Below are 18848 nucleotides of genomic sequence, written 5' to 3' on the forward strand. Positions count from 1 at the left end.
TTGTGGTATTACCTTTTCATGTTTCTTCTCACTTTAAGCATCTTTTTCTAATACTTCCTCTTCAGCCTCCATTTGGCTTGCTAATTTACTAGCCTCAATAAACTCCTGAATTTCTTGCTTAGGAGTAAATCCCACTTTCTTTTCAATATTTTTACCATCTTTCATAAACAGAAGCGTTGGAATCGTAGTAACTTCACACAATTTAGTGATATCCGTAAATTGATCTGCGTTAACCTGAAGAAATTTAATATCGTCAATTTCTTTTGATAATTCCTTAATATCCTGTGTAATCATTTTACAGGGGCCACACCAAGTAGTATAAAAATAAACTAAAACAAACCCTTCTACTATCTTCTCTTTAAATTCTTCAACTGTATTAATTTCAAACATTTTATTCCTACCTCCTGTAAAGTATTTATAAGGAAGAAAGCTAATAAATCCTTTATACCGTATATTAATATAAAATAATTATATATTTGCATACATTTATGTCTACTTAATTTCCACCACAGCCGCATCCAACCTTACGAGCTACCGTATATGTATTACCGTCATTCCACTCTTGAGAAATATTTAATGCATTACGAGCAGAACTAGCCCAAACTTCTTTTTCTACATATTTTCCTTCTGCATCATGACCAGAAACCATATATTTTCGCTTGCCTAACAAATTAACCCTCTCCTTAATTACTTTTATAGAAATTACCTAAATGCTCAAAGCGAGGAACTTTTACTCCGCATACCTCAATATCCGCCATAAAAGTACTCTGAGGTTCAATCCAAGTATTTCCTTTAGCATCTTCATAAATTACCATTTCTTCATCCGTTCCTGTTTGTTTTCCCTTACCAGTAACGAGATAAATTCCACCCTTATAATATCTATAGATTTTAACTTTTTTATTATCCATATCTCCTCAACCTAAACATAATCCTCATATAAATTTATTTAATAATTTCCTTCATTTCTTTTAACCAATTTACTAACACCATTTCTATTTCCTGCAAACGTCTTATAGAAGTACTTTCAATCATTCTTTTAGACGCTTTATTGCAAATATAGAGACGTTCTTTTTCAGTATCAAATACCAAAGAAAGATGGTAATCTTGTAAGCCAAGTGAAGTGGAATCATATCTTACCATTCGTTTAATGGAATGTTCTATATGTATCTCCTTTAACTTACTAGCGAGGTTTTCTCTATGCTTTTTCCACTGATCCGTTGTAAATGTATTTAATAGCATATCAAATTATCACCAACCTTAAAATCATATCCTCTAAATCTCATTTATTAACTACACTAAAATTGCTGAATCATAATCCCCTGATACAATATAATTAATCCCTGAATCATTATGAATTTTAATTATAATCACTTCGTTAATTTGATGATTTATAAATGATCCATAAGGTACCTCAATATCTTTCATTGCATCAATAACATTTTGAATCTCTTTATTCTTAACTTTCATTGCATTTTCTATTTTGTTGCTACTATTAGAAAAATGTAATGGATACTGTAAGTTTTGCTCCGTTACATTTTTTACATTTAGTTGTTTCACTAAATATTTCACATAATCTTCTGCTTTTTTAAGCCGATTCTCCATATTACGATAGCTCTTTTCCAGCTCCGCAATATAAAGATTTCTACTCATATCTGCCTCATTATTAGAAACTGATTCAGAAGCATTCTTAGCCTTTTTATTCAATTGACTTTTTTCCTCAATGTTATCTCTTACTTGCAAATGTTGTACCTCAAGCAAATCTACATGTTTCAAGGCATTATTTTCACCTTGTTCTAATTCTTTTTTTATTGCCTTTCGCAAGTAATTAAACCATTGGACTAGCCATGTGTTATCAATATGACCATTAATAATTTTGTTTTGTTCTTCCATAGAAAAATCCATGTCACAAATTCTAGCAAGTCCGGAATTAATGTCGATACTAATGGACAAATTTTCGCCACTTTGAATTAACTGTACTAATCGACTAATTTTCTTAGATAATTCCATATCGTTTACCTCTCCTATTTCATACTGGTATTATAGTAGTCGAAATATATATCAATTTAGTTGCGATTTTTTTCTATAGCAAATTTAAATATTAAACTTGCTATAATACGTACTTCCTTATGAAAAATACTGTACTATGTTTTTACATTCACATTAAAAAATCTTAAGTAGTCGGTAATTCATCTAATGGTTTATATTGAAATGCATTAGATTTTTCAGACTCTTTACCCTCTAAATTAATTGCCGTCATTTCAATTACAGATACTTTATCATTAAAAATGTTATGATCTAATTTAGCAGGTGAATGCTCAACACCTGTTAAAACTAATACACCATTTACAAAAATGTTATAAGTCTCACTATCAGGTGACGTACTATAATCAAATCTAACTTCTACTCCACTTTCCATATTATTCACAGAAGTAATAGCTGGTGGTTCAGGGGCTTCATTTCCTACGACTGTAATTGGTAAAAATACTTCATGCACCCCATTTGTAATGACTATATCTGTAGTTCCTCCACTAAGGCCTGTTACAATTCCTTCAGGGCTCACCTTTGCTATATATTTATCTTTGACAGAATAAGTAGTGCCTGTACTCGCCCAATATACATAAATTAACCAATTATCACCAACTTCTTCTTTACCATCTGTTTGGAAAGTAATCCCTAAATAGTCACCATTTAAATTTACAATTCGATATTCATTTCGTTTATTCGTTGCTATAACTTGTAATCCTTGTGTTTCTCTATCATCACCCACACCAAAACCATTGGTAGTCTTTACTATTTCAACTGTTCGTTCTTCGTATTTATAATTACTAATGTCTACCGTTGTAATTAAACCTTTATTATTATATAAATTATCTATATCTTTAAATAACATGGCCGGACGAAGTTCAGCAGTAACATTCCTTGTAACCCCATCACTAGTTAAGGCTTCTACATTCAACTGAACTTGATCACCCGTGTTGAGATTTAAATTCTTGTGGGAAACCATTAGAAAAGCTGTTGATGATAAAGGCTCGAATTCTGTATTAAGAAAAGCATCAACTTTCTTCTGGTACTTCTTTAGAGAGTCCTCCAAAACTAACTTTGCTTCTCTATAGGAAGTCTCAATTAATGCAGAACTTACCTCATCTCTCTTTTGCTCTAAAGTGCCTAACTTCGTTAAAATTTCTTTTGCCCTCATATTTCATCCTCCTCCCTCTTGTATCGCATTCATTATAAGGATTTACAAAATTTTTTATTTAATTTTTTGTAGAATAATTCTAGCCTTTTGTATAGTCATATTGTTTAACTTCCTAAAAGAAAAACTCTTTATTTTCAAATCTATAAAGTAATTTTTTAATGATGCTGCCCTGTTCATTATTATTTTTTAAATGCAGGATGTTCTTGAATACTTCTTGTTGCTTTAGAAACATCTTCATTCAACTCAGTTGTAGCTAGAGAGATATCTTTGGCTAAGCTAACTAACATGGTCATATATTCAACTTCTGCAAAGGATATGATAGAATTTTCACCTTTAGCATTTTTTCGAATAATAGTAGTACCATTTTCCTGCCATTCCTTAAACTTACTTTGAAAAAAAACATCTGCTTCCTCTAAGCTAAGACCTTCAGTTACTTCTTGTGTCTCACTCTTTAACTTTTTTATTAACTTATCCTCCAGCCAATCAACTTTCTTTGAATTACCACTTTTAAAATAAAAAACCGCAGAAACATTAAATTTATTTATTTTCATATTTAAATACCTCCTAGATTATAATCTTTCATCTACACCTGATCTTACTCTAAAACTTCAATAGGTTAATTAGTTTGATATGGGATTTATCTCATACAGTCATATATTTATAGTCGTTTTACTTAACTAAAGTGTTGCGAACTTATTTCCTAATAATTAAAAATGAGCCAATATCATGGGAAGCATCTATAGGTATTGATATGATTCCTTTAAGATGAGAGGTACCTGATTTACGAATTGAAATACTTCCCTCTAAGCGCGATGCGCTTGCAACATAAATAGAGCTTTTTATTTCGTCAAACATACTCTTTCTAATAATAGCTGTTCCAATAAGAGTATAGCTTGCATACTGTCTTGTTAATATTGTAGAAATTATTTGAGACATATCAGGATATACCACTAAAATATTGCTATGAATCTCCATAAATTTATAATAAGTACCATCTGCAAATGGTTCCGTATTTAATACTTTTCCAATTAACAAATTGTATGCTGAGCCGCCAATTAAATTAATATCATGATGTTTCTTTGTATCCATGTGCTCAAACACCAATACAGTACGATTATTAGAAAAATCATATATCCCACCTAATTTACAAAACAAAGGAATGTTATTATCTCGAAAAATAGTTGTAATCATTTCAGGAAGTTCACTTTCAAATTGCTCATGATAAGTTTTATATTCACCTGTCTTTAATATGACATTGTATACAATTCCATCGATCTTAATTTCTAGGTTTTCATCTAAAATAGAAATAACATCCTCCAATTTTTTATCGCAGTATATTCTATCACCATGTGGAGTCAATGCCACTTTCTTCACCTCCTAAGAAAAGCAAACTTTCAACAGCTTTGTTACTCTTTAAAGAATTTCTTTGCTTTGAATTTTGTTTAACTGAAATTTTGTTTGAATAAAACAAAATTATTACTCCTCCTTTTTCATAATAGCTATCGAAATATCCCTAAAAATAGTTGTAAGATTTTAAAAATCTAAAATGAAAATAGTTTTTTGCTAACCTTCAATTCGATACTTACAAGTGTCTTCCGTTTATCCACTCAATAAACCTATATTTTCTCCTGCCCTTTTTTAAATCCTTCTACTTTTTCCGTCGCAACCTATTAACTTCTCATAACGACAGTTAGTATGCAGATTCAACAAACAGGAGGATTTAGAAATGACAAAAGACAAATTAATAAAGCTATTATATTTCAATTTGGATAAGTTAAAGTTAAACTCATACTTTGATTCGTTACCACAATCTTACATCCTAAAATTAACCAAAAGTTTTTTCTTTGTTAATAGAGTTGGGGTGAATTAAAGTGCCTTCCCAAAGATATATTGATCTTAGAAATGATAATTTACCTGATTTGCATAACAATGTGTTATTGAAAGCATGCCAAGAGGATTCTGATTTACTCTCTGAACTTTTATATGAAAATAAAGAATTTCTCTTCTCAATAATTGCTCACTACAAAGGAAGCATTGAATCCCTAAAAAGCAAATTCAACGTTGATGAAGAGGAGTTACTTCAACACGCTTATATAGCTGTTATTACAGCTATTAGAGATTTTGATTTTAATAAAGGAATTAAGTTTACAACTTATATTTATCGGCCAATTATATGGGAAATTAATCAATTACTCTATAATGATTCTAGACTAGTACGATTAAGCCGAAGTGCAGTAGATCTACTCAAACAAATGGAGAAAGTTGAAAATGAACTAGGTTATTTCCCAAAAGCTGAAGAATTAGCAATATTACTTGATGTTACTGTAGAGCGCATTGAAAATGTTCTTCGATTCGCTTCAGAATTAACCTCTTTAAATTCACTTGAAAACTTTGAACCCGAGGATTACTCAATAGGTTATGAAAGTAAAGTAATGGATAAAATCTATGTAGAAAATCTACTTAAAAACTCCGATTTATCCGAATTTGAAACTCAAGTGATCAATCTTATTATGGATGGTAACAATAACTCACAGATAGCAAAAAAATTAAATGTCTATCCAATGACAGTTAATCGTGCTTTAAACCGTATAAAAAATAAATTAGATAACAATTTTGAGTCAAAACGTTTGTCCAAATATGAAAGTGAAATTGAACTAATTGCAGAAGAAATGTCAGAATTAAACTGTATAATGAATATAGAACAGCTCAAAGATTTATTAGATGTATGTGATTATAATATAAGCAAGTATAGCTCTCGGGTTTTATATTATATCCGCCAACAAGCTATAAGCCGCTTAGAACAGAACCTATCTGAATGCACTAACTGCTCACAATAAAGAAATTAAGAGAGTATATAATTTAAATTGATTGAAGATTAAAATTATTACTTACTATCGAATTCAATATAACTATATATAAAAATAAGCAGATTCTTAATTTGAAAGAATCTGCTTATCTATTAAAGCTCCTGAATCCACATACCGTAGCTAGGAAAAGCTGACTTTAGTTTATTAAATGTTTCATCCAGCCATGATTTAGAATTAAAATCTCCCACAACAATCCTATAGCTGTCATTACCTAAATTTTCCTCCCACAAACCATAACCAGGCAGGATTTCTTTTATTCTATTTACAGTAGCATTCTTCCATTCAGATGAATTAAAGTCACCAACGTAAATACGATAATGCTGTTTATTCTCCTCTTCTCCCAAGAACCATTTAAGAGATTTATCGCCATTCAAACGGTTAACATCACAATTTCCAATTCCAGACACATACCCACCTGTTGTATTGTCTGCATATTGCCATAAATCACAACTATATTTCGGCTTATTGCCATAGCGTGGAACCCATAAAAAATCAGCTTTTACATTACTTAACCCATATTTTTCATACATATGGTGGCTTACATATAAACCAACTTTCCACCCTGCCGCTTTACATGTATCAATAAATGTTTGAGATGCTGCAGCTAATTTGCTTGGTCCACAACTTGCGAGTGTATCATCTTCTACATCCAACACTAAGAATCTAGCATTTGGACTAACTCGTGCCATAAAATCTTTTGCTTCCACAATTGCATCATTAACACTTACATAACACCCGTAAGCATATGCTGCATGCGGGACGCCATATGCTTCTAATTTTTGCACATGCTGATTATACAATTTATCACGTTTCAATGAACCATATTGCACACGACAAATAGCAAGATCTAAATTTTTTGCCGCCACAGCCCAATTAATATTATCATTCCATTTTGAAATATCAACAATATATCCCATACTTTAATCCCATCCTTTTTTAACGTAAAATATCAAATTTTTTCAAAAATCCATTCGCATAATTTGCTCCTCTACTTGCCAATAATCCTGCAGATATCATGGATATATATTTTCCATATCCATTCAAGTCAAAGAAGTTTAAATTAAAAGCAAATGCTAAAGAAATACCTACCAAAATAGATAACAGATACGTGAAACGATCTTGAATGGTTCTATTAGGTATCATGTTTTTTAGAATCTCTGTAAGAGATTCTGTTAGAATTGCTAAAATCACTAACAATGCTCCATTTTCTAGCATTGACTGTAAAAGGTCATTCATTTTCTATTCCTCCAATTTAAAATAGTGCATACCAAGTTTGCATACCAACTACACCATCAATAGATAAGAAACTAGAATTACGCTGATACTCTTTAACCTTTTCTTCTGTTTCCTTACCAAATATGCCATCAACACTCACTTTTAATGTTCTTTGAATCGCCTCTATATTCCGTCCCCTATCGCCTTGTTTTATAGGCTTCCCTGGATATGGTCGAACAGGAGGACTTCTCATATACTCTTCTAGTTCTAAGTTGATGTAATTCTTGCCTAATTGTGGTGAACCTGTCTCGATTAAAATACTTTGTCCTTCATACAATGCATGGATGTCCAGTTCTGGATTTAGTTTTTTTAAACAATCTACTTTTATACCAAATTGAGTGGTTAAAGACTGAAGCGTATCGGTTGAACGTATTGTATATAAATTTCCATTTTTGACTGACACCTGTTTAGATATCAAATTGGTGCCCTTTGTACAACTTTCATACTCGTCTACTACATCCATAATGAATTGATTAAAGCTTTTCCCTACATATTCTAATCCTTTAGTGGGATCACTTCTCAGCTTAGAATCTAGTACATCATGCCCTATAATATCTCGGCGAGGATTTAGTCCAAACTTATAACAAATATAAGCATGTAGCCAAACATAGCGCTTATACGAATCTACCTTATCAATTTTTTCACCGTAACATAATTCCACTCCGATGGCAGAATTATTAGCACATGTATCATATAATGCATTACTAGTATTAACATCATAAATTACATGAAAGGCATATTCTGGTTCATGTGTCACCGCAGGTATACATTCAATAATTTGTTTATCATCTACGAGAAAATGTACCGCAGTATTTGATTGATTCTGTGTACGTTGATAATAATCTACACTTTCTCTTGCTGTTAAGTTTGGATGCTCTATATCATGTGCAACAATAAATTGAACATAAATGCGATTACCAGGACGCTTGGTTGATCCTTCATCCAGATAATTTGTTTCAATTTCAAATTTTTTCTTAAATCCCACATCAAGACCTCCTCATGCCTGAATAAAACGAAGAACATCAATCTCGTATTGCAACACTTGATTTGCATTATTATAAGGAGAATATTTAATGATTTAACATTTACTTAGAATAATAAATATATCTAATACAAAAACAGATAGAGGTAGTCCTTGCTTTTGAAATAACTAATTATTCTGAATGCATTTCCCAGGAGTTACCTTATTCCGCAATACTATTACGTCTCCTTTGTACCTCTTCTTTTAATTCTCTATTCGCAGTGGTTAATTCATGCACTTGCGTTTCCAGGCTCTCATTACGAGCCGTTAATTGTCTTACTTGTACTTCTAATTGAAGATTCGCTTTTGTTAATCTAGCAACCTCTAGAGTTAGTTCTTTCACCTGATTTTGATATGTTAACATCATATCTTTAAGTTCAATTCGAAACTGCCTTTCGTCATCAGATAAAGAATGACGGTTTGTACTTGTATCGATACTGGTGTTAGAAGTTGGTTTGTTCTTAGAAGTTAAGTAACCAAAACCTCCTGTAATAAACATGCCTAATACAGAAGCAATTGCAGAAATTAAACTATCTTTCATTAACCGTCACCTACTTTCATCAGCTTAAGATAGAGACCTGCGGCCATAAGTGCCCAAACGAAATAACTTGTACCTGTTGTAGCACTATCACTTAACCATAAGGAAACGGAAACAAATGTCCAAAATCCAATAGAAATTAACAATCCAATACTTCTAATAATCTTATTATCTGTAGCCACCCCATATAATAAGAAGAAAGATATAAATAAGCATTGCATGCCCCATAACTGTTCCGGCATCACTTGCTCCATAGTACTGTAAACAGAATTTTTAAATGTAGCAATGGGAGATAACAATAGAACTGCCCACCACAGTGCTATACTGATCAAACCAATTTCAACAAGATTGTATTTTCCCTGTTTAGGCATATATAATAGCCTCCTACTTTTAGAAATTCTCCCACCTTAGACATAACTTAATATGAATTATTAAAAGGTAAAGAGATGTTACACATGAAATACACTCAAAATTTTTATCTCCATGTATTGTCAGAGATAAAACGTATTCCTATTTCATTTATCCTTATAACTTAAGGCAGTTATCACTTTCTATCATTGAGTCTTATCTATCTTCTTACGTAAACAAGTTAAAACAATTTCAAGTCAGTATACATAAAACTAACTTTCTACATTGGATATATTTACGCTATTAAAGAATTTAAGTAGAAATTTATATTTCCCCTCTAACATTACTCAAAAATAAAAAGGTTACACCTTTCTTAGAGAAACAATATCTACAATACAATACGTTAAGAAAAGGTACTTTAATTAAGCCATTGAAAGTTCTTTAGACAATGAAAATTGGATCTTACAACAAAATCATAAGATTTTATAGGATTCATATATTTATAAATTTATTATCTTATTCAATAGAAATTATAAGAATTTAATCATAAAAAATAGCCTCCCCAGTGAAATGGTAGGCTACTTTTCTCTTTTACATTATATAAGCATAAGGATATGCTGTTACGACCTCAATACTACTCTCTAAATTGCTAACACGTTTAATTAAAGCTGTTACCGATATTTGTGATTCATCACTTTGTCTTACAAAGAAATTGTAAGCTTGTAATTCACTTTTATCAGACTGTCTTACAGCTACTGTTCCAAGTTTATCATATGAAGCTGATCGTCTTACTGCAATTGTACTGCTTACATCTGCCTTATCACTCTGTCTTACAATAAGCGTGGAATTTACACTGTAATGTTCAAATACTTCAACTAAACCAACAAGATTACTATTCGAAGACTGTCTTACGGTAATCTCACCATTGAGTAAACCACCATCTGTTTGAGAATCCCCCCATACTCTAACGGTTGCGTTCCCGAACAAATTAAAATGATCATAGCAAGCTATTTCACAAGCTAAATCTGCAAAGGCAATTTGTCTTGCAGCAATCTTGGAAGGTAAATCACTAACTTGTTTAGCTTGAATAAATCCATTTAATCCGATTTCAGCACTTCGTCTAATACTAATACTTGATTCTTGATTCTGGTTATCCCATATTCGAATAGCTATTGTTCCATCTAGTTGTCCGCCATCAAGCCAGGAGTCACCCCATACCCTTACTATAATAGAGTTTTCTAGTATCACTGCACCAGTTTGTCTTATTCTAATAGAAGAGGCTAAATCTCTATACCGTGGCTTACTAGCAGTAATGCTAGAGAACAAGTTAATCCAAGGCCTTACATACCCCTTAATCGGAAGCCTATCTTCAGTATTTTGTTTAACTCTTACATAACCTCTAAAATCTATATGACCTATAGCTCTTACAGTTAGTTCTGAATAGAAGTTACCTGAATTTATTTCAAATATACTGTCTAAATCTGAGCTTCTTCTTACTCGCGCATTTAACATGGAAACCAGATTTTTTTGCGCATTAATAGGAATCGTAATAAACGATTGTAAATTACCTGAGTTTACTGTTACAGTACCTGGAACATCATACATCATGCGTAGATTAATCGAAGAAGGAATTTCCTCCCACCCACCTAGCGGAATATGAATAGTCGCAGGAAGATTGTTCTCATTATTTTGTCTTGCAATTACATGGCCATTTAATAAAGATTTCTCCCAAACATTAATGTACGTTTTTAAATTAGGATTTCCTATGTTACCATAACCTTTTAAATCCACCCTATACTTAACGTACATTTCAGAATGTTGATCCGTATATTCTTCAACCCTAATTCCAATTGTACTATCTAATTCAACTCGCTCTTTAACATCTAAACTACCAGGCAACTCAAAACTACGTGTGATTTCAAATTCCATGGGTAGATTATTTTGCAAGTCAGTATCATTAGACCATACTCTTATATCAAAATTAGAAATGAGATCATCCCTATAAAGAACATAAACACTAGAGACTTTATTATTTTCAGTAATACTCATAGTAGAGGTTATTTGCCCACCATTAACTATAGGGTTCCCCCATACACGAGCGGTAATATTAGTGCTCAAATCATTTCTATAAAGAACATAAATACTCGAACGTTTTTCTATTTCATTGGCACGAATATAACCATCAAGGTCAGATGCACCTATTGTTTTAATAGCTATTTTTACAGGAATTTCACTAAAATCTTTTTGTCTAGATACAATACTACCTATAATTTGTGGATGATTAATCCAAATTCGGGATTCTAGTTCCCTAGGTTGATGAACATGTAAACTAGATGCTAGATTACCAAATCCTTTATTATCTCTAACAAGAATGTTACCAATTAAATCTTTTACCTTATTCTGAATAATTGTGATTTCTGCTGAAACATACGCATGATCATTAGAATATATCTGCATGTCATAGTATGTAACTTCTAACTCTGGTCTTCGCTCGATTGCTTCTTTTGTATAAAATCCTCTAGATAAATTTTCCGACTCTTCTACTGCCCGCACTAAGAAACCAAGGTTAGGTTTTTCATATATATGCCACTGCTTAACTAACTGCGTTACATCAAACTCTACGTATCCAGCTGCTCCACCTATTACTCTAGTTACAGAAAATCCATCTATTGCAGCTTGAGGTTGGTTAGCCCACGTTACACCTGTTTCATTCCATTGACTATTACTTTCAGTGACCTGGACAGACTGAGAACCTTGTCCTCTCCCATCATAATACAGTCGTAAAATAGCTTTACCTATTTCAGTATTTGCTGTAGGTATTGTTGAAATATCAAATCCAACAAGGGAACGATATTTCTCAGGAAACGGTGATCCAGTCCTACCTATATACATCTGTGTTTCTGAACCATAGTTTAATTTCGGGAAAAATTCACGAACAAATGCATCCTTATTCGGATACAATTTCATATTAAACTTTGGCCTTTCCATCATGCCATAACTAGCTCTTAATACGAATGGCTTAGAGACAAACAATTTACATTGTAAATTTTCAGTTACTCTAATCGATAACTCAGATGATAACCATTCAAAATAAATAGGCGCTATTTCATAGGTAGCCGTCATACTGTTTTTCAAATTAATGAACATGTCTCCATATAATTCATTCCACTCTTTAATCCCTAAATCCATAGGTAAATCCGCTATAAAGATTGGAGAAATTTCATAGCTGGCAGACATTATTCCCTTTACAGCTACCGTTAAGGTACCATCGAGCTCTGAAAGACTAGTAATAGTAATTTTTGAAGCCAAATCATCTATGATAATTCCCGACATACCATACTGTGCTCTCATGGATGAACGGGTCGTTACGTTAATAGTAGAGAGAAGCTCCTGTACAGCTCTTACAGTAAGATTTGCAGGGAAATCTCTAATGGTAATACCATCTACTCCATAGGTTGCTCTTATATATGAAGTAGTAGAGATGTGTAAACTTGATTCCAAGTTATTCGTACCCATTACAAAAATCTCGGAATAAAGATCACTATAATACGAAGGCTCAGTAAAGTATGTAGCCCTTACTAATCTATCTACATTTATATTAACTCCAATATTGGAAGGTAAATCTTTAAAATATGTTACAGAAATGGCACCTTTAAAATCATGATATGAAGCTTTGTCCGTTTCATACTTAGCAGACAAATGAATTTCTTTCATATTCACTATAATGTTTGATTTTAAATGTGCAGGATACGTCAATACATTTACTTCAGAGAGTAAACTTGAAATATATTGCTCATCAATCCCATAATGACCTACTAATTTGGCATAAGGGTTAATAGATATATTGGAAAATAGAGTGTTATGTGTACATACTCTAATTTCTGATTTAAAATCACTAGATCCATAACCCTCCATATTATATTCAGAACGCATATAACTGATAGGATTGATATTCAATGTACATCTTAAATCTTTTTGGAAATGTGTGACACTAATTGTAGCAACTAAATCGTTTTCTCCGAATTTATCAATCTCATATTTAGCGGCTATTCTAATACTTGGATTAATTATAATAGAACTTATCATATCTTCAGGTTTCATAATATCTATGAAGCCTTTTATATTTTGACTATCTACTTTGGCTGTCTCATATTTTGCTGTTGCTCGAGACATCATGCTTACATTTAAGGTAGCTTCTATCTCATCACGCCATAATACTAATCCCTTAGAAGATAGTTCACTTTTATTGTCGGTAATAAGAAAACCTGCATTGTAACTATTCGTTACCTCATCCCAACTAAGGGCCCTTTGATATATTCTAAAAGTTGCTATATTCCCTTCAAAATAACTATTATTTGCTGTTGATGATTTACCTAATACTAATGGGGCCTTTGTATTAATATATTCTCCTAATACAGGTAAACTAAAGCCTTGCGGAGCTGCATTGATCATCCCCCATAAGCGTTCCCCGTCATACAGCAAAGTTACATGTTGCCAAGCCTTTATGTTAACTTCAGCAAAAACAAAAGACATTTTCTTTGTTTCTGTCGTTATTTGAACCCGAATTTCACGAGTATCTAAGTCAAAATAAAGTGAAAACCCTCGTTCACTCCCCGCACCATAAGATGCGATATAACCTGACTTAACTGGTTTGACCCAAGTTTCAAACGTAAAACCTGAGTCTGTTGGCAGTAATTCCAAATGATTAGGGATTACTACGTGATTGTTAAGGCCGTTAAAGTAAAGTGAATAAGGGTCAGTAAGTATATTCATACCTGTCCAAGTCTTATCTTGCGAAAAGTTAAAACTTATCAAACTTCCGTTATGCCCTTTTCTTGCTAAATCAAACCAAGAATTAACAGGGATTGTATTTACACCCTGTGAGTAACCTTGGTTAGCTAACGCAGAGTGTAAATGTAAGGTCAGTCCCTTTAACGGATATGCCATTCTAATCACATCCAATCCCATTGTATTGAGATGAAAAGCTCATTAAGCAGGACTTGCTTTTGCCTTCATATCAAATGTACCACCCTCTGTAACTGTAACTTCGGACAAGAACCTAATATAAAACTGTCTAGCGTCTCCAATAGGTATCGTTCCAGGGAAAGGTATTTCATCTACAGGTACAAAAGGATTGTTTGATAAACTTAGTTGGACTGTAATACCTGGTTTTACTGTAGGTGGATCAACCCAAACTTTCATATCCTTAACAGGGAAATCAGCATTATTCTGCAGCCATACAGGATAAGCCTCAGAGGTACTACCCGCTACCAAAGTTCCATATTCTAAATATCGTAAAATATTACCTGCTTCATCAGTATAGTACAGGCCTATTTCATTTCTAAAACCTAAAATCGGAAGTTTTGGTGGGATGTGTTTTATTAATACGGGATCCCCATCTCGATTCTTTTCATCAAATGCCCAAATATTCACGAAGTCGTAGGCACCGTAAGTGGAAGGATGTCGAATTTCTGGTGTATATTTGGCTTCGAGTGCATTATAAGATCCTGAGCTAGTATTATTTCTATTATAGAAGCTATTATCAATTGTCCAACCTGTAATAAAATATGTTACTTGGGGAGTTTCTCCTGTATAATTATAATCACACGTCGAGTTGTATAGAGCTGATGCTCTTGCATAACCTGTAATAATTACTCTAGAAATCTTTACATTCCAAACCCCATCTTGGCTATTTCTACTAGAATTATAATACTCGTGCTTTCTATAATGAACTCCGCCAACAACACCGGAAGAGCTAGATGCTTTACGCATATCGGCATGGACTACGCAATCCTGCACCATAATATCTTGACTACCTTTTGAAGAGTATACTATATAAGGTATATTACCAATAATCCCACCCATATAACCATTGACTTGGTCAAAAATACCCGATACAGTACATTTTGATATATTGGCTCTCTTACTTGTAGTACCTACAATACCTCCAAAATACCCACTTTGCTGTTGAATCGGGGCATCGAAGTGACAATTTTCTATAATAGCTCCGTCACCCATATTACCTACCAATCCTCCCGAACCATTTCCGTTTCCTGAACCAGCGAAAGCCTTATAATTAAATGAGTTAAACATTTTTACACTTACATTAATTAATTTAGAATAATCCCCCATTTTACCCACTACAATACCTGATTGATTACCAACTTCCATGTCAACATCAATAATAGTCAGATTTTTCACAATAGCGTAATTAGATAATTCGTAAAATAGCCCAACATTACTAGATGAACGTCTATACATATAAAGGTTACCTATAGCCTTACTATTCCCATCAAAATTACCTTCAAAAACATTAGCAAACCAGCCATTATTATAATTACTCATCCCCATTCCAATTGGCAGCCAACCATAACCCGACTTGGGATAGTTCAATATAATATCATTTTCCATACGAAAATGTTTATCCGCGAAATGACGGACCTGTTCTAAATCAAATTGATTATAAATTAGGAATGGATCATTTGAAGTACCTTTACCTTTTCTATACTTAATAAACTTCCTATTCTCAGGATATCCCTTATTAACTTTATAATCACCAACATACCAAAAATTCTGATAATCAAACGAATATGAAGAAGCTTTTTTCATGTCTGCTTCATTAATTGCATTGCCTCCACCCTTAGCTACTCCGCCTTGTTTTGTAAGATTGTAATAGCAAGAATATATGCTGCTTCCTGAACCTACAAACCCCCCATGATTCGAAGCATTTTTAGCAACTGTTAAATCAGTAACAGAACCTGTTGAGAAACATTGAGATACAGATCCACCATTAACAGTTCCTACAAAACCACCACAGTTATTACCTGAAGACATCACATCCGCATGACTGTAGCTTCTAAAGATACTCCCTGCATTTTGGTAACCGACTAGACCACCTGTATGTTGAGCAGAGCTCCCCTCATTTTTAACTGTTCCCGAAATTACAGCACAATCTTCAACATCTCCATCAGACTTTCCTACTAAAGCACCTACCATTAATCCGTTGGCCACAATATTTACGTTAACTAATCGAACACGCTTAATAGTCCCCCCGGTTTGTTCACCAAACAAACCCACATTAGATTGGGTACGATTAATATATAAATCTTTAATATCATATCCCGCACCATCATAGTAACCTTTAAAGCTAGTAATTGGAGCAAAACCGGAACCAGTTTGATAACTGGTCATAATAATATCCTTTGTTTGTGTGTAGTAAGCACCTGAATTACTTCGGACATTAGATAAATCTTTTTCATCTTCAACTAAATAAGGACTAGACTGGGTACCTCCCCCACCAGAAAAATGGTCAACATATATATATGTCTTACCTTTTTCTTTTACAAAGTATGGTCTTTCTTGATTCTTTTCTGTCTTTTGTTCAATAAAGACAATTAAAGGATTTCCATCTTTGTCCGGATCAGTAGCAATAAATACTTTATCATAATCATCCTGAGGTAAAATAATCACACCACTTGTTTCAGATGCCCCGTCTACCCAAGTAAATTCCCGTGGCAAATCAATACCTGCTTCAGAAATTAAATTAGATAAATCGCGAACACGTTCACGACTTCGTACAGAAATACCTGTAGGATCATCTGTATCTAAAATTATTTCACTGTCCAGATGAACTTCTTGAAACGTTGAATATATTAGACTTAAATCTTCATCACTTACTACATTTTCAATATCACACCATTCGTTTTCTACTAAGATTTGAACAGGTATATTAAATGTTTTTAAGTGAACTTTCTTATCTATAACTTCTATTGTGTAGTTTCGTATCGTTTCAGAATCTTTTACTACACTCCCATCCATGTTATAAGACGTACCATAAAGGATATTTAGAAGTTGATCTCTTGTTAACTTTACTGAATGATCCAATTCAATTCACCACCTATATTAGGTTCAAGAGGCGCTTTAGTTTCAAAAGCTACTCGTCCATTATTTACTATAATCACTTTTCCATCTAATTTCTGATCAGCTACCATTCGTAAATTAATCATGGCAGGTTGATTAAGTGGAAGTTTTACAATGGGCTTAAAATGAAAGTTAATACCTTCTACATTAATATTCGTTTTATAACCTAAGCTGTAATGAGTGATACGATTCGATAACATTCCGTTTCCCTGAAAACCAGCTACAAGTCCTGATGCTTCTGCATCTTTAAATGTGATAATATCGTTAATGTCATACTTAAAATCGCCATTTAAAGGTATAGTTTTTCCATCAAACTCATAAAAGAACTGAATGCGATGACCTGCTATACTGAAAATACCATCACGTTCAAAATAAATTTTATTACCATGACCAATTAACCCGAATCTGAAAAGCTTATTTCTATCAATCTTATAAAAGCTATTCTCTTCTTTTGTATTAAAATCAAATTCTGGGAGATGAGTACCGTCAGGATACTCAGCCACCCAGATAAAATCCTGTGCCACAGGAGAATGTGTATATTTATCATTTTGTAAAATCAATTTGCTTCCCCCTACCTCATTGCATTGAAGTAACTATTTTTTATACGTACTGATATGCAACACGTGTTAAGAATGCTACGTTTCCTGCTGTCGCGTTACCTGGAACATTGGCACGAAGGATAACTTCTGCATAGTTACCTTTTGCACTAGTTTTATTACCATCATTTTTAACACCTAAAATTTCATTTGCATTTGGAGAAAACGTACCATCAGTATTCGTTGAATTTCCTCCTGCTTGGATTGGATGAGTAGAATTACCTCCAATAGGTGTACGACCAGTTTCAGCTGCCGATGCAACAGTCACCTCAACCCATTTATTTGTTACTAACTCACCCGTATTACCCCCTGCACTATCTTTTGTCGTAATAGTACAGTTTGTCATAGTAGATAAATCTGTTGTTCCCGTAAAGTTATTCCAAATTAATACTCCAAAATCAGAGGAAGGTGTTCCTGCATCAATGGTCCCAATATTCCAAGACGGTACAGCTCCTGAGTTGTCTTGTTTTCTCCAATTCACTTGTGGTGCTGGCATATAAATGACCTCCTAATTTTTATTTACACTTTAATTATCGCTACATCTCTTTATAAAGTTGTGATGAATTATTTATTATTCTTCGAGAGCTAATTCAACTACCAACTCTACAGTAATATCTTTTACGCCCTTACCTACCTCTTTGATATTGATTCTAAAGTGATCATCACGATTAACAGCTAGTTGTGACGGTTTAAAAGAATATGGTGTAGAGGACGTACGATTAGATTTGCTCTTTCCATCAATAACAAGTTCATCAGCAAGAATGCTATGCCAAATAGGTGTTGTATCATATGAACTTTGACTGCATCTTTCAATGTCAATACACGTTTTTGATTCTCCCATTGTGCCGCACGTTACATACGCATCAATTACGTTTCCCTTATAAGGGAAACGTAATTCTGTACGAACAATACCTACTTGTACAATAGATGGCACAACAAATACCATCACTTTATCGTCAAGCTTCCGTATACGCCTGTTATTGAGATGTGCTCTATTGTAAGCAATAAAATCCATAAATTTATCCTCCTTATAAATCGAGGTATGCACTGTCATTATAAGAACTTTCCATTGGAAATTAACAAAGGG

At 33.1% G+C, this 18848-nt stretch carries 19 protein-coding genes; 1 reads left to right on the plus strand and 18 read right to left on the minus strand.

What is annotated here, in order from left to right; genetic code table 11:
• Positions 1-33 precede the first annotated feature (33 nt).
• The 8 genes from MRP26_RS03125 to MRP26_RS03160 form a co-directional block, all read right to left on the minus strand.
• Positions 34-390 carry a thioredoxin family protein gene (locus MRP26_RS03125; protein WP_097961816.1) on the minus strand — a complete coding sequence of 119 codons (357 nt, stop codon included), beginning with the start codon at positions 388-390 and terminating at the stop codon, positions 34-36.
• A 106-nt stretch (positions 391-496) separates the two neighbouring features.
• Complete coding sequence (locus MRP26_RS03130) at positions 497-670, minus strand: hypothetical protein (RefSeq protein WP_000900867.1); 174 nt, start codon at positions 668-670, stop codon at positions 497-499.
• A 13-nt stretch (positions 671-683) separates the two neighbouring features.
• A complete protein-coding gene (locus MRP26_RS03135; protein WP_000369000.1) occupies positions 684-908 on the minus strand; it encodes a DUF1653 domain-containing protein in 225 nt (74 codons plus the stop codon).
• A 34-nt stretch (positions 909-942) separates the two neighbouring features.
• Positions 943-1239: a hypothetical protein gene (locus MRP26_RS03140; RefSeq protein WP_046945444.1), complete on the minus strand. Its 297-nt coding sequence runs from the start codon at positions 1237-1239 to the stop codon at positions 943-945.
• A gap of 51 nt (positions 1240-1290) precedes the next feature.
• A complete protein-coding gene (locus MRP26_RS03145; protein WP_098838318.1) occupies positions 1291-2007 on the minus strand; it encodes a hypothetical protein in 717 nt (238 codons plus the stop codon).
• 163 nt (positions 2008-2170) lie between these two features.
• Positions 2171-3196: a hypothetical protein gene (locus tag MRP26_RS03150; RefSeq protein WP_090976093.1), complete on the minus strand. Its 1026-nt coding sequence runs from the start codon at positions 3194-3196 to the stop codon at positions 2171-2173.
• A gap of 179 nt (positions 3197-3375) precedes the next feature.
• Positions 3376-3747, minus strand: coding sequence for a hypothetical protein (locus tag MRP26_RS03155; protein ID WP_090976091.1), 372 nt, complete (start codon positions 3745-3747; stop codon positions 3376-3378).
• A 142-nt stretch (positions 3748-3889) separates the two neighbouring features.
• Positions 3890-4561 (minus strand): hypothetical protein, encoded by a 672-nt coding sequence (locus MRP26_RS03160; protein ID WP_090976089.1) that lies wholly within the window; start codon positions 4559-4561, stop codon positions 3890-3892.
• Positions 4562-5067: 506 nt separating this feature from the next.
• Between MRP26_RS03160 and MRP26_RS03165 the strand changes: the two genes are divergently transcribed.
• Complete coding sequence (locus MRP26_RS03165) at positions 5068-6033, plus strand: sigma-70 family RNA polymerase sigma factor (protein ID WP_197233565.1); 966 nt, start codon at positions 5068-5070, stop codon at positions 6031-6033.
• A 122-nt stretch (positions 6034-6155) separates the two neighbouring features.
• Here MRP26_RS03165 and MRP26_RS03170 read toward each other — a convergent pair whose 3' ends face one another.
• From MRP26_RS03170 to MRP26_RS03215, 10 genes are all read right to left on the minus strand, one after another.
• Complete coding sequence (locus MRP26_RS03170) at positions 6156-6980, minus strand: GH25 family lysozyme (protein WP_197233567.1); 825 nt, start codon at positions 6978-6980, stop codon at positions 6156-6158.
• Positions 6981-6999: 19 nt separating this feature from the next.
• Positions 7000-7299, minus strand: coding sequence for a hypothetical protein (locus tag MRP26_RS03175; RefSeq protein ID WP_000998965.1), 300 nt, complete (start codon positions 7297-7299; stop codon positions 7000-7002).
• Between the two features lie 16 nt (positions 7300-7315).
• Positions 7316-8323 (minus strand): N-acetylmuramoyl-L-alanine amidase, encoded by a 1008-nt coding sequence (locus tag MRP26_RS03180; RefSeq protein WP_000505918.1) that lies wholly within the window; start codon positions 8321-8323, stop codon positions 7316-7318.
• A gap of 199 nt (positions 8324-8522) precedes the next feature.
• The gene (locus tag MRP26_RS03185; protein ID WP_000655295.1) at positions 8523-8900 is read right to left on the minus strand and encodes a hypothetical protein; all 378 of its coding nucleotides are present in this window, start codon (positions 8898-8900) and stop codon (positions 8523-8525) included.
• A complete protein-coding gene (locus MRP26_RS03190) occupies positions 8900-9268 on the minus strand; it encodes a hypothetical protein (protein WP_001125914.1) in 369 nt (122 codons plus the stop codon). Before MRP26_RS03190 ends, MRP26_RS03185 begins: the two co-directional genes overlap by 1 nt.
• Before the next feature lie 568 nt (positions 9269-9836).
• On the minus strand, positions 9837-14192 hold the full coding sequence (locus tag MRP26_RS03195; protein WP_242805967.1) for a DNRLRE domain-containing protein: 4356 nt from the start codon (positions 14190-14192) through the stop codon (positions 9837-9839).
• Between the two features lie 42 nt (positions 14193-14234).
• A complete protein-coding gene (locus tag MRP26_RS03200) occupies positions 14235-17129 on the minus strand; it encodes a halomucin (protein ID WP_242805968.1) in 2895 nt (964 codons plus the stop codon).
• A complete protein-coding gene (locus MRP26_RS03205) occupies positions 17114-17725 on the minus strand; it encodes a hypothetical protein (protein WP_000602965.1) in 612 nt (203 codons plus the stop codon). Before MRP26_RS03205 ends, MRP26_RS03200 begins: the two co-directional genes overlap by 16 nt.
• A 40-nt stretch (positions 17726-17765) precedes the next feature.
• Positions 17766-18257 (minus strand): hypothetical protein, encoded by a 492-nt coding sequence (locus MRP26_RS03210; RefSeq protein ID WP_001111329.1) that lies wholly within the window; start codon positions 18255-18257, stop codon positions 17766-17768.
• A 75-nt stretch (positions 18258-18332) separates the two neighbouring features.
• The gene (locus MRP26_RS03215) at positions 18333-18776 is read right to left on the minus strand and encodes a hypothetical protein (protein ID WP_197233573.1); all 444 of its coding nucleotides are present in this window, start codon (positions 18774-18776) and stop codon (positions 18333-18335) included.
• Between the last annotated feature and the right edge of the window lie 72 nt (positions 18777-18848).

The organism is Bacillus sp. CCB-MMP212 (assembly GCF_022748145.1).
In the GTDB taxonomy this organism is placed as follows: domain Bacteria; phylum Bacillota; class Bacilli; order Bacillales; family Bacillaceae_G; genus Bacillus_A; species Bacillus_A cereus.